The sequence below is a fragment of the Candidatus Cloacimonas acidaminovorans str. Evry genome (genome assembly GCF_000146065.2).
Lineage (GTDB): Bacteria > Cloacimonadota > Cloacimonadia > Cloacimonadales > Cloacimonadaceae > Cloacimonas > Cloacimonas acidaminivorans.
In genome coordinates this window covers 1,565,731-1,578,490 of sequence record NC_020449.1, presented here as the reverse complement: position 1 = coordinate 1,578,490, position 12,760 = coordinate 1,565,731, and the positions used below count along the sequence as shown (strand labels likewise).

General features: G+C 36.1%; 10 protein-coding genes. 2 read left to right on the top strand and 8 right to left on the bottom strand.

What is annotated here, in order from left to right; genetic code table 11:
* Positions 1 to 7: 7 nt before the first annotated feature.
* Entirely contained in the window at positions 8 to 1,066 is a 1,059-nt protein-coding gene (gene kdd, locus CLOAM_RS06370; protein ID WP_015425061.1) for an L-erythro-3,5-diaminohexanoate dehydrogenase, read from the bottom strand.
* A gap of 656 nt (positions 1,067 to 1,722) precedes the next feature.
* Between kdd and CLOAM_RS06365 the strand changes: the two genes are divergently transcribed.
* Positions 1,723 to 3,030, top strand: a complete 1,308-nt coding sequence (locus CLOAM_RS06365; RefSeq protein ID WP_157860016.1) for an AAA family ATPase — start codon at positions 1,723 to 1,725, stop codon at positions 3,028 to 3,030.
* Positions 3,011 to 3,661: an RloB family protein gene (locus CLOAM_RS06360; protein ID WP_071818978.1), complete on the top strand. Its 651-nt coding sequence runs from the start codon at positions 3,011 to 3,013 to the stop codon at positions 3,659 to 3,661. Before CLOAM_RS06365 ends, CLOAM_RS06360 begins: the two co-directional genes overlap by 20 nt.
* Before the next feature lie 425 nt (positions 3,662 to 4,086).
* Here CLOAM_RS06360 and CLOAM_RS06355 read toward each other — a convergent pair whose 3' ends face one another.
* From CLOAM_RS06355 to CLOAM_RS06325, 7 genes are all read right to left on the bottom strand, one after another.
* On the bottom strand, positions 4,087 to 5,943 hold the full coding sequence (locus tag CLOAM_RS06355) for a CHASE2 domain-containing protein (RefSeq protein ID WP_015425057.1): 1,857 nt from the start codon (positions 5,941 to 5,943) through the stop codon (positions 4,087 to 4,089).
* A gap of 85 nt (positions 5,944 to 6,028) precedes the next feature.
* The gene (locus CLOAM_RS06350; protein WP_015425056.1) at positions 6,029 to 8,422 is read right to left on the bottom strand and encodes a hypothetical protein; all 2,394 of its coding nucleotides are present in this window, start codon (positions 8,420 to 8,422) and stop codon (positions 6,029 to 6,031) included.
* A gap of 12 nt (positions 8,423 to 8,434) precedes the next feature.
* Positions 8,435 to 9,112: a FecR family protein gene (locus CLOAM_RS06345; protein WP_071818977.1), complete on the bottom strand. Its 678-nt coding sequence runs from the start codon at positions 9,110 to 9,112 to the stop codon at positions 8,435 to 8,437.
* A gap of 12 nt (positions 9,113 to 9,124) precedes the next feature.
* Positions 9,125 to 10,234 carry a hypothetical protein gene (locus tag CLOAM_RS06340; protein ID WP_015425054.1) on the bottom strand — a complete coding sequence of 370 codons (1,110 nt, stop codon included), beginning with the start codon at positions 10,232 to 10,234 and terminating at the stop codon, positions 9,125 to 9,127.
* A gap of 3 nt (positions 10,235 to 10,237) precedes the next feature.
* Positions 10,238 to 11,182 (bottom strand): D-alanine--D-alanine ligase, encoded by a 945-nt coding sequence (locus CLOAM_RS06335; protein ID WP_015425053.1) that lies wholly within the window; start codon positions 11,180 to 11,182, stop codon positions 10,238 to 10,240.
* Positions 11,183 to 11,246: 64 nt separating this feature from the next.
* Positions 11,247 to 12,158, bottom strand: a complete 912-nt coding sequence (locus tag CLOAM_RS06330; RefSeq protein ID WP_015425052.1) for a hypothetical protein — start codon at positions 12,156 to 12,158, stop codon at positions 11,247 to 11,249.
* Positions 12,158 to 12,514, bottom strand: a complete 357-nt coding sequence (locus tag CLOAM_RS06325) for a response regulator (protein ID WP_015425051.1) — start codon at positions 12,512 to 12,514, stop codon at positions 12,158 to 12,160. The genes CLOAM_RS06330 and CLOAM_RS06325 overlap by 1 nt, the downstream gene beginning before the upstream one ends.
* Positions 12,515 to 12,760 lie beyond the last annotated feature (246 nt).

Sequence of the window (12,760 nt, the reverse complement as noted above, 5' to 3'; positions counted from 1 at the left end):
TCTTTATTTATTCCGCATAGCGTTCTTTAAATATCTTCATTAAAACGGAATTGCGCCGTAATAAATCCAAAGCAATTTCGGAATGATGATGGGCATAACCATTACCTATCATCATATCTACATCGGCACCAATTCCTTCTGCGCCCAAAGCTGCTTTTGTAAAAGAAGTAGCCATAGAGAAAAAATAGACCATACCACGGTCTTTGGCTGCCATAATACTCGGCAATTCAGTATCTTCAGTATTTACAACATTGATAACTACATCCGCCATTTTGCCATTAGTAAGGCGCGAGACCTCTTTTTGAATTGTGATAGCATCCGTAGCTTGAGCAAGGATAACTTCATCACAACCGGTTGCTTTGCAAGTGGGAATATAATTTTCATTGCGTACCACTCCGATCACTTTTCCACAAATTCCTGCCCTTTCTTTCGCTACGGCATTGCATAAAATACCGCTTTTACCGTTAGCTCCAATAATAACAACTGTATCATCAGGTTTTACCAGTCGCTCTACTTGTGCAGGAGCTCCGGCAACATCCAAAACGGAAAGCGCCAAATTTTCATCCAGATCATCCGGTAACTTGGCATAAACGCCACTGCTGAAAAGAATTGCTTGCCCTTCAATCTCCATTTGATCCTTGTCTAACAGCACTTTTTTCACTTTATTTATTTTAAGGGGAGTTAGTGAAAGCGAGACCAGAGAAGCAATTTTATCCCCCACTTTCACTTCTTCCTTCATCTCAAATTTATCACCTATAGCGGCAACCCTGCCGATAAACATTCCGCCAGAACCAGTATCTTCATTTTTATGCTTGCCGGTTCTGTTGGTAAGTTCAATAGCATGCTCCGCAAATGCCTTTTCCAAATCCTGATGTCCTTGGGCAATAAGCTTGTTTTTAATCTGATGAAAGGAAGCGGAATCAATATTTAAACGAATAACATCAATCAGCATTTCATTGTCCCAAATTTCGCTCATATCGTTATTCAATATTTTTGCCGGTTGCGGTAAAACACCTTTTGGCTCAATTACCCGGTGCGTTCCATATCTGCATCCATTACTTTTCATTTGCTTCTCCTTTCTGAATGTCTATCTTATTATTTAATTTCAAATTAGCTATAAAAATCCACTTTTTTATATTTGCTCTTGCTGTCAATTCTTTTATATAAGTAAGCTCTTTCTATAATTCTCTCCAAAACAGGTTATTTGCTTTAGGGAATTCCTTTCCTAAAGCTTTTGAATAACACGATATTTGCTTTTTTTATATTGTCCCTTGCTTGCCAATTTTTTGCTGGCTCGCTGCCGATATAATTCCGATATGATTCCCATATCGTTCCCATATCACGATATGGGAAGCATAAGGGATCTTATTGAAAAGTATAGCGTTAGCCGTCAAGAAAAGAACTTATGATAAAACATAGATAGAAAAAGCGAAATGCCAGCTCTACAAATTTTAGCTTGCTAATTAAAAAACCCGCAGGGCAGCACAATGATAGATATAGTGGTGTAAACCTCTTATAAAATGAAAGATATAAAACTTTAAAACCTTATCTAAAACTTTGGGAGAGCCCCGAGGGTGACACTTCTATTTAGACGGATTTTTGGCTCTGGGGAAATTTATAGTAGGAAAATTACAGAAAAACTGCAAAATTTTTCTTGACATTGAACTGTATCTAATTATTATGTCTCTAAAATGCAGAAGAAATGTAAATAAGGAGAATAAAATGATTATTACCTTTAGCGTCCAAAACTTCCTTTCCATCCGGAATAAAGTAACTTTGGATTTTCGTGCCACCAGTGACAAAACCCTGGAGGACTATTATGTAGTTTCGGTTGAAAAACCAAAGCTAAGAATTCTTAGAATGGCTATGATTTATGGAGCTAATGCCTCCGGAAAAACTAATTTGCTTATGGCTTTGAATTTTATAAAACGATTTATTAGTGATACTTCTATAAACAAAGAAATTCCTATTCCAATAACTCCTTTTGCTTTGGATGAAGATAAGTCCTCTATCTTTGAGATTGATTTTCTCCAGAAGGGAGTTGTATATAGCTATTATTTGGAATTGAATAAAAAACACATCATTCAGGAAGAGCTAAGCTATTATCCAAATGGAAGAAAGACCCTTATCTTTTCCCGCAAATTAGTTGACATCAAAGGTTTTATATACGAATATAAATGGAGAAATGCAGCAATAAATGAAAAACAAAAAGACGCTTTGGAATTAACCGTCCAAAATCAATCAATTCTTTCTAAAATAGCGACAATACAATATTCGGGTGTTCTCCAAGAAGCAAGAAACTGGTTTAATACAACTTTGAATCCTATTTTGAGTAATAAAACCGACTTGTTTAGATTCAATTATCATAATTATCTCAGCAGTCCCCAAAAGGAAAAGAAATATAAACCTTTATATTTAGAACTCCTGAAGAGGGCTGATTTTTGTATAGAAGATTTTAATATTGAGAAAAAGATAATACCATTATCAGATTTACCACCAAGTTTAAGAGCAGAAATAGAAGATCAAAATAAAGAAAGTGAAGGAGATAAAACGAAAAATGAAATATATTGGCTCAAAACAGAATTTACCCATAAAACTCCATCAGGAACTTATGTGCTAAATTATAATATGGAATCAATGGGTACTCAAAGATATTTTGGTTTGGTGGGAGTTCTATTTGAACTATTATATAAAAATCGGGTTGTTCCAATAGATGAAATAGAAAGCTCATTGCATATAGATTTGATTATTCATTTCATTACTACTTTTTTAAGAAATAAAAGCCAGGGACAGTTAATTTTCACCTCTCAAAACACAGCTCTTTTAAAAGAAAAAGATATTTTACGCAGAGATGCCATTTGGATTATAGAAAGAAATGAAGATGGAAGTACATCACTTACCAGCGTTTCTGAATATCCTGTGCGTAAAGAACACTCCATAGAAAGTATATATAGAAAGGGTTTAATTGGCGGCTTGCCTAATCTGGGAACTACCCTCTTGGAAGGTGAAAATGAAACCAAGGAAGAATAAACCGACAAGACCATTCAAAAATACGGTATTATGTTTCTGTGAAGGTGAAACGGAAAAGGTATATTTAACTTGTCTTAAAAAAGATAGATACAAGAATGTGCACATAGAGCTTAAACCCCAGATCAGCAATGCCGGCTTCAAGAATATTTTTTACGATATTGAACAACTACTTGCTGAACCACCAGAAACAAATTATAAATATATATTTTATGTTTTGGATATGGATGTTATTTATGGCGATAACCGAATAAATGAATACAAAAATCAAAAGAAAAGTGTGGAATCTCTTGATCAAGCAAAAGAAAGATTAACAATAATTGAATCCAGACCCTGTATAGAGTTTTGGTTCCTTTTACACTATAAAAATACGGATAAATGTTTTGTCAATTGTGACGAAATTATTGTTGAATTATGTAAACATATTCCTGAATATTGTAAAAATCAGAATTATATCACCTCTTTATACAAAGAGCTGAAAAATAAATTGGAAACTGCAAGGCAAAGATCAGAAGCAATATGTAAAAAAGAAAGAGTAGATAATGAAGATTATTCCTACTCGGGAATGCATATATTGATACGGATTCTTGATGATTTACAGAATAAAACTTCTCCCAACAATCAGATAAAATAGTATACTAAATATTATTTGAATGCAGTTATTTTATTAGATATTTTCTGGCTTCCTTTCTTAAATCCTCTTTTAAACCTAAATAATGTAGTTACGGTAAATGGGTTGGCAAATTCTTTCTTTGCCATAGAGTTCGCAGAACTCTGAACAATAAATTTATTCAGTTTATGAAAATGAAAATTCGGCAAACAAAATAATAAATTTAACTTTTATTTATATGGTGTAATCCCTTTGCTAATATCTTTCGGGACAGCTCTGTCGTTAATATCTGTTGCTCATACGGAACTTTGATGAATAAATGGATTCCTGCCTTCTCAGGAAGGGCAAGAGCTATCAATTTGAAATAATATTAGATTGTTACTTGAGCTGATGAGCTCATATATTTTAACAATATAATATATTAACAATAAGGGGGAAAATATGGTTTATTACTTCAAGCTGACGAGCTCATATATTTTAACTGCGATATTTTTTCCTTTAACCTTCACTTCTTCAATATAATTGGCATTTACCAGGTTTTTAACTTTTTCATAAGTGAACTCACTGATGATGATATGATTGAAAGTGTTATATTCCTTATTTAGTCCTTCCAATCGTGCTCCCAAATTGATTGTATCGCCAATAGCAGTATAATCAAAGATTTGTTCGCTACCCAGATTTCCCACAACAGCCATTCCGGTATTAATACCGATACCTATTTCAAAGGGTTCAATGCCTTCGTTTTGCCATTTTTCCTGTAAGCGGGAAAGACATTCTCTCATTTGCAAAGCTGTTTTACAGGCATCAAAAGAATGATTAGGCAAAGGAACGGGTGTTCCATAAAGAGCCATAATTTCATCCCCTACAAATTTATCCAGAATACCGTGATTGTTGATTATTATTTTAACCATTTCGGTAAGGTATTCGTGGAGGATATTGACTGTTTCCTGAGGAGAGTGTTTTTCGGAATAAGTAGTAAAATTGCGGATATCGGAAAACAGGACAGTTATTTCCTGTAAAGAACCGCCGAATTTTAAGCTTTTAGGATTGGCAAGAAGTTGATTAACGAGTTCCGGAGCAAGATATTGCTGAAAAGCATTTCTGATAAAGCGTTTTTCTTTCATCGTTACCCAATAGTGATTTAAAATGCTGGCAACATAAATAAGAATCAAAAGGATAATCGTTTGCGCTATGGGACAAATAATTCCGGCTTTGTTAAACAGCAACAGATTGATAATAAATAAAATAATCAGCAGTCCAAGAAGAGCCAAAGCGGAAAACTGGGGTTTTAATACTTTAAAAAGATACCAAAGCCCAATCAGCAAAACAACTTCAATCAGCAAAAACAGCCAGGGATTAAGTTTCTGCAGATAATTTCCCGTTAACACCATATCCAGAAAATTGGCTTGAATTTCTACTCCCGAAGTCCATTCTCCGCCATAAGGAGTGGGAAATTTATCGTGCAATTCATCAATTGTAGCTCCAACCAACACAATTTTATCTTTTAAAACGCCACTATCTCTTATTTCGTAAAATTCATCCAATTCTGCACCCTGATAACCAGGCATAAAAAAAGTTGAATCATCCAAAATGTTGGCATAAGAAAAAGCAGGATAAGTTTTAGCAGGACCTCTAAAATTGATGATTGCCTTGTTTTTATCTGCAAGGGGAATACTTTTATCGGTTAAATGCAATGCCTTGCTGTTAACTTTAATATGCTCAGCCCAATTGTTTTGATAGACCCTTAAATTTGCCAGAGATGCAATTCCTATGCTATAGAGATTGGTTTGATCAAAGTTTTCAAAAAGGGTGTATTTACGAATAAAACCATCCGGATCAGCTTCCATATTTACAATTCCCCAAGGCAAATTATATTCTGTTATGGGACTAATGGGAGGAATAATCTGACTGGGTTCTCCGGGACGCTGTGAAGTTAAGACCTTTCCGGCAAAAATTACATTCTGATATCTATTTGCAGTTTCTGCCAGCCGTAAATCACTTTCCGGCAAAGTTTTTTCCGTAAACTCAATATCAAATATAATCTGCTTGGCTCCGGCTTTATTCAGATTTTCTATTAATTTGGAATGATAGTCCCGGGGAAATGGCCAGGTTTCATTTAAAGCGCTAAAGGTGGCATCATCAATACCTATAATAACAATTTTATCGGAAACCGGCAATTTACCTCTCATTCGGAAAAGCATATCCTGAGCTTTGTATTCCAGATTCTTAAAGAAGGGAAAAGCAAAGATAATTTCTACGATTAGCAGGATTATAACGAGGTAGATAATTACTTTTTTTACGGGCATCTAAACCTCCTCAATAAAAAGCCCGTTTTGCAGAAAAATAACTTTCTGCAAAACGGAGACAATAAATTGTAAGTCACTCTTCAAATTAGAACCGCTGTGAAAGCAGAACTCTCCAAATAAAATTACTGTAATCGCCAGGGATGTTATCTTTATTATTAAAATCGGTTAAAGCGATATTAGTATTTACGCTTAAGGACTTTATAGGGTATGCTTCAACCCCTAAAGTGTAATATTGATAACTTCTATCACCTTGAGCTCCACTGGCAGAAACAATCCGATAATTGGTATAGGGTTTTATTTTATCTTCCCACAAGCTGTATGTTGCTCCAACAAAGAAATTATTATTATTTCCCTTTTTATTGGTTATTGCCAAAAGGTTTTTATTGTTATTCAGTGTCATAGCAAACTGCAGGGTAAGAGGAATCATTTGGAAACGATTTAACATCGTGATATTGAAATTGTTATTTTTATTATCCGTTAAGTCCAAATCGCTTTGTTTGTTGTTATCGGTTCCCATTTGATAACTAATATCCACTTGCGTAGGAACATAAGGAATTTGAGTAATATTATAACCGATGCCGAAGATTAAGTTTTGGGACTTGTTTTTAACTTTTTGGAACAGCTCTCCTTCGTATGCGATATCCTTGTTATCCTCATTTTTGCCGGAATTATTGTAATAGGCAAATTTGAAATATGGAGCTTGAGGTATGCGAATGAGAGATTGGAGATACCAGGAAGTTGTATTATTGGTTTCACTTTTATGCTTCATCAGGTTATCTTCAATCAAATTCAAACCTCCACTTAAGATAAAATATTTAGAAACATTGAAGTTATCCGTAATGGAGATGACTTTACTATCGGGAATTTGATAGGCAGAACCAAAAGCATTGAAGGCAGAACCAGTTTCGGAATATTGGAAATTCAAGAGATTATTATAAAAGCAAGTTCTAACATAAGTAAGCCAGGCAATACTGGCACGACCTGGCACAATAGGAATCATATTTTTATTGATGATAAACAATCTGCTTAAATCCTGAGGATCGAGGAAGAAATCTTTGCCGAGATATTCTTCCAGTTCTTCCTGTGTCATTGCTCCCGGAATAGTGTTTGTATTCCAAAGCGAGCTAGCAATTTCAGCTCCTATAACCAAATTTGGTTTACGGATATGCATCTGGGCATCTACTCCTAAAACTGCATTCTCTTGTGCTGTAGTAGTATAAATAGTGCTTTTGTCACCTTTCTCATCCACTTTTTCGTATATGTAGTAAGTGCTATCAAGTGAACTTATAACATCATTATGACGAGTAAAGTTAATGCCAAAGATAAAGTTATCCTCATCACAGTATTGAATACGAGTTCCAAATGCCTCCTGTTTGAAGGTTCCCGATTTCTGCATCCCGTCTACTTCAGAATCAAGATCAAGTTCGTTTGTCGTTTTGCGAACTGTTTGTCCGTGAGTTACAGATAACGATAAGGATTTGTAATATAAGCGGGAATAAATTCCTCTTAAGTTTTTTCCGTTCAAAGTTAATTGACTGAAGGTCGGAGCATAATCACCAGCAAAAAATTCCAGATGAGGAATATTGAAACCCAGGGTATAACGATTCACAGGTTGACTGTTACTATGCTCTAATGATGAAAAATAGAGGTTTGCCTGCATATTTAATATTCCGTAGTTTCCATAGAAATCAGCCCAGGTAGCAGCATCACTTTTTGTGTAACCGAGAGCATCATCATTGGAATAATTATAATAATTAGAAGCAAAATTCACAGTTCCCTGATAGGTAAATTCTTTCAATGCTTTACTTGAGGGTAAAATTTCGGTTGACCAGATAGGAGAATGGACTGTTTTTCCCTCTTTTCTTGCTCTAATAACCGCTTTTTGGGTTCCGCTTTGAGGTGTTTCATCTTTATAAACAATCAGGGGAGGGCTAATTTGAGACAAAGAAGTAACATTTTTGCCTCCAACCCAAACCTCAATGCTGGAAGGATCAATTTCTTCACTAATGGCAAAGAAAGAAACGACCAGCATATAGCCATCATCTGCAGAAATAATGGGATCATCAGTTAAAAGAACAAAACCGGGTTCTGCTTCTCCGGAGGCAATATCCGGTTCCAGAATGTAGTTGGGCACTGTTTCATTTTGTGGAGGAAAGTATTCTTTATTTCCCTGGCTCAATTCAACGCAAAAGTAATATTCTATTACATCAGTAGTTAAATAATCAGCAGGTAGGGTAGCAATAAAAGAGGGCGAACCGGGACTATCCTGTTTCATTTCTTCGGTCATCCAGCGATTGGATTTACCGATACGATAATAGACCTTCATTTTGGTTATATCACTTAAACCCTGTTGCACTTCCACCTTCAAATCGCATTTTTGATGGAAAGAATAAACCTGAGGTGAAATATTCATCAAGGCAACGGCAAAAATATGAGTAGCGAGGATAATTGATAGTATCAGCAATAAATATTTTTTCATCTTTATATCCTCCTACCAGGTAATATCAATATACCTGGTTTGGCCATTAGGAGCAACAACCGGTATACGCATTTTCCTGATTTCTTTTTCCTGCATTGATTCCAGTTCTGTTAATTCAATTTCCTGGATGTCTTCTTCCGTGCTGGGTCTGATTTCAAAACTGCCATCTGCTTGAATGATAGCAGTATTTCCTGCAGCAACTGATTGGGTTTCGGTTTTATCCAAAATTTTCAATTCCAATTCCCCTTCGGTAACAATGAATTTGGTCTGTTCCTGCTCATCAAATTTAGCCATAAAACCGGTTCCTTTAACGGAAGCAACAGTAGTTGGCGTTTGTACGGAAAAGGGTCCGGAATCACTTTTTATTTGGGAAAAAACGCTCCCCTGGTTTAGTTTAACTGTTTTGGCAAGCTTTTTGTCTTTGGCGGAAGCATAAACCTGCACGATAGAATGAGAAAAGACCTTTACAGTAGCAGAACCGTCAATATATTTATAAGCAGCAAAGGATTCTCCTCCGGTGCGTATTTCATCATTATTCTGCAAAAAATCACCGGTTTTATGTTTAATCACTTTTGCTGCTCTGCGTAAATCCACTTTACCTTTAGAGGCGGAAATAATAGCTACTGATTCCACAGCTAATAAATTAACGGTTAAAATGAGGATGATAGCGAAAAGAAATATCTTTTTCATTTTTCCTCCTCTTCAGTCCTTCAATTCCACTGAAATTTCCTGTCCCTGCAAAGCATCAATCAGATTTATAGCTTCCTGTCCCGAAAATTCTTTATCATCTATAATCACAATTCCTGCAGGAACATAACCTTGCGTGTAAAGATTTAACAAGATGCTATTTTGCAGCATATTGAGGTGTGCCTGAAATTCTGAAATACTGGCGGCGGCTTTTTCTTCATCCACATACTGGAAAACATACCAGTTACTGGAAAGGATATTATTACCGGTGTTTTGCTTTTTTGGATTATATTCTGTTGCCAGAGCAGTTGTTACTTTCCAGGCATAATAGTTGCCATCTGTAAAGGGCAGGAACTCAACAAAACCGCTGTTTTCTTTTGTATTCTCGGGGGTTTCATAAAAAACGGCTCCTGTTCTGTCTATAGTATTTACGGTAGGCGGATTGTTAGGAGGAAACTCTTTGATAATGAGCTTATAATCGTTAAAATCAGTCAACTGTGAATTCCATAAAAAGCTTATAGGAATTCCGTTAACTAATGCTGGTGTTTTACCAATAGGAACTCCAGGAGAAAGCAAAGTAATATTTCCGGCATTACGAATTATGATTTTGAATTCAGCATCAGGTAAATTAGTATTATTAGTCCAAGATGCAGTGGAAAATTCTCTTACCCAAACCTTGAATTTAAGGTCTCCATCGGGAAAATAACCTGCCAAAACAGCCGATTTTAAGGTGGAACTGTTTTTTATTGCCTCTTTTACTGTTATTTTTGCATATCCTTCTTTATAATCAAAATAGGTGCTTGGCTGGTTGGTTATTAAATCCCTGTTGGTTAAGGTCCAGGAATTCAGATTTTCCTTGGAGCTGAAAATAGTTTCTACCAACGGAATATTATTCCACTCCAGAACTAATTTTAGGTCTATTCTTTTAGGAACCGTGCCTGTATTTGTAATAGTTAGAGTGGTTAGAATAGGTTGCTGGTCAGGGTCAAAAGGATCAAAACTGGCAGAGTTGAAACTGTTTACCCTAATGGTTTGGGGTGAAAAGGTAACTGAGAAATCTGCTCTTGCCACAGCTAATGTTGGCAATAACAAAGCGATAACTAAAATAAAAAGAAAGCGTTTCATTTTTTACCTCCCTTCCTTGGCAGCAATATAGATTATTTTTTGCAGTAATTCCTGAAAAGACATTCCCGCTGCTTTTGCAGCCATAGGAGTTAAAGAAAGCGAAGTCATTCCAGGCAGTGTATTGACTTCCAAAAAATAGGGTTTGAGGCCATCGTAGCGAAAATCAATTCTGGCATAACCACTTAAACCGAATGCTTTCCATAACCTTAAGGCATAGAGCTGTAAAAGTTTGGCTACGGTATCATCAATTTGAGCGGGTGCTTCGTATTTAGTTTTTCCGTGAGTATATTTATTGGTATAATCATACCAACCTTCCAGGGGTTTGATTTCCACTACAGGATATGCCTCCGAATCAATAATTGTGACGGTTAATTCCCTACCGGGGATATATTCTTCTAAAAGGACGCTATGTGAATATTGCAATGCCTTTTGGACAGCAGGTTTCAAGTCCTCCAAACATTCCACTCTGCTTATTCCTACGGAAGAACCGGCATCATTTGGTTTTACAATTATAGGAAGTCCCAACTGATTGGAAAATCCGGAATAATCTTCCACATCTTGATAATCCTCCAGAAGGTCTTCCCGCATTAAAATATATTTAGGAACCGGAATTCCTTCCGCCAAAGCAATCAGCTTGGAAATGTATTTATCCATACTGAAACAGCTGGCTTTGAAACCGGAACCTGTAAACTTAATTCCTGCCAGGGAAAGAGCTGCCTGCAGTTCACCATTTTCTCCACTACCTCCATGCAAACCATTAAAGACCAGTAATGGCTGTTCATTTTGAACGGCAGTAAGTAAATCGGAAAGTTTCGGGTAATCGGCAGGGTCTATTTCTTGAACTATATAGCCCATATTTCTTAAGGCAGAAGCAATTTCTGCACCGCTAACCAAAGAGACCTCTCTTTCAGGAGAAGTTCCCCCTTTCAAGACAACAATTTTTTCCATTATTACTTATCCTTTATTGCCTGCAGAGTTTTTATTCCGCAGACAGGAAAGTTTTCCTTTTTTATTATACCATAGCAGAAGACCTAATTTGAAAGAAAAGCTTCAGCTGAAGACCAAGTGCACTATTGAATCTGGCAATTTCAGGTATGCTGCTACCACAGAAATCCAGTTCCTGAAAACCTTCTTTTTGGAGAAGTTCTATCAGTTTAACCGTATGCAAACTACAGGCACCTTTTTTTAAGGCATTATCTTCAGTTGCCTGATAGATATTATATACCTTTTTGCCATCCTGTAAGATAAGATTACTGCTAACTATTTTACCTTGTTGGGTTAAATTCATTTGCCGTAACATTCCTTCCCGATATAAAATACGGATGAAATCACCCAATCCCTGGTAATCGCAATCGGGATTCCAGTTTTTTTTAACCTTCAGAATTTTTAGTAAACCGATAAATTCCTCAATATTCAATCCTTCCTCAAAAGTATAATTTTGTTTTTCCGCTTGGGCAAGGTCTCTGCGTTTATCGGGAAGAGGTTTTAGTTCGCTGTTTAGATTATGGACAAAAGTATAAAAAGGAACAGCTTGCATCTTATTCCATAAAAAACCTCTAATATCGTAGGTCTCAGGAGTTAAGTTGATTCTAATTCTCTTAAAGTTACTTTTTAAGCCCCTTGCTATTGCCATCGTTATTTGTAGGGCATCAAGCAACTTTCTTGCCGGCAGAGAATTTTCCTCCAGCCAAAGGTTTAATCCCTGATAATAGGATAAAGAGGAGCGTTTTAACACTCTGCAACCAAGTATTTTTTTCTCGTAAAGCGGTAGAACAGCAACAATTGTAGTGCCTTTATAACAGACCAGATGCCAGGGTATGAAGTTGGATATTTCAGCTACTGTCTGCATAAAAACAGGATTGCTCCAAATATTTAAAGAGCGGTTGGGAACGGGTTTCGGATATGTTAATTCTATTTCCAGCATCAGATGTAGGAACCGATTGTATTTAATAATTCTTTTAGTTGAAAGGGCTTTACAATATAATCGGAAGCACCGTCTACAACGGATTGAAAAGCAGAATCAACAGTAGGGTAACCAGTCATAATCAGACAAAAGATTTTCGGGTCTTGTTTCAATAAAATTTTCATTAACTCCAATCCATTCATTCCAGGCATCATATAATCAATTAATGCCAGTTGGTATTTACCAGGTTCAAACTTTTCCAAAGCGCTGTCTGCATTGTCAGCCAAATCAACTTCATAACCGTGGGACGATAAAAAATCACCTATTACTTCTCGTAGTAATTGATCATCGTCCACTAATAGAAGTTTTGGCTTCATATAAACTCCTCTGAATTTGTTGGTTACCTTATATGAACTATGATAATCAATTCTCTTAAATAGTCAATAGAAAAATGTTATGAGGGTTTAAAGGTAGAGGGATCAAGAAGTCAATAAAGTAAGAGCGAATTGGGTAGCTGGAGCTCGCTAAAGCTCCGCAAAATCAATTTTTTGTATAGTTGGAACTTGTTAAGAACAGGTAAATTTTTATTGCGGAGGAACGGCGTCCTCCAGCTACACTATATT

What these genes read in the sequence shown, in the direction of transcription:
- CLOAM_RS06335 (WP_015425053.1), bottom strand. Translation starts at nt 11,182, where the DNA reads ATGGAAAAAATTGTTGTCTTGAAAGGGGGAACTTCTCCTGAAAGAGAG.
- CLOAM_RS06365 (WP_157860016.1), top strand. Translation starts at nt 1,723, where the DNA reads ATGATTATTACCTTTAGCGTCCAAAACTTCCTTTCCATCCGGAATAAA.
- CLOAM_RS06340 (WP_015425054.1), bottom strand. Translation starts at nt 10,234, where the DNA reads ATGAAACGCTTTCTTTTTATTTTAGTTATCGCTTTGTTATTGCCAACA.
- CLOAM_RS06325 (WP_015425051.1), bottom strand. Translation starts at nt 12,514, where the DNA reads ATGAAGCCAAAACTTCTATTAGTGGACGATGATCAATTACTACGAGAA.
- CLOAM_RS06330 (WP_015425052.1), bottom strand. Translation starts at nt 12,158, where the DNA reads ATGCTGGAAATAGAATTAACATATCCGAAACCCGTTCCCAACCGCTCT.
- kdd (WP_015425061.1), bottom strand. Translation starts at nt 1,066, where the DNA reads ATGAAAAGTAATGGATGCAGATATGGAACGCACCGGGTAATTGAGCCA.
- CLOAM_RS06350 (WP_015425056.1), bottom strand. Translation starts at nt 8,422, where the DNA reads ATGAAAAAATATTTATTGCTGATACTATCAATTATCCTCGCTACTCAT.
- CLOAM_RS06360 (WP_071818978.1), top strand. Translation starts at nt 3,011, where the DNA reads ATGAAACCAAGGAAGAATAAACCGACAAGACCATTCAAAAATACGGTA.
- CLOAM_RS06355 (WP_015425057.1), bottom strand. Translation starts at nt 5,943, where the DNA reads ATGCCCGTAAAAAAAGTAATTATCTACCTCGTTATAATCCTGCTAATC.
- CLOAM_RS06345 (WP_071818977.1), bottom strand. Translation starts at nt 9,112, where the DNA reads ATGAAAAAGATATTTCTTTTCGCTATCATCCTCATTTTAACCGTTAAT.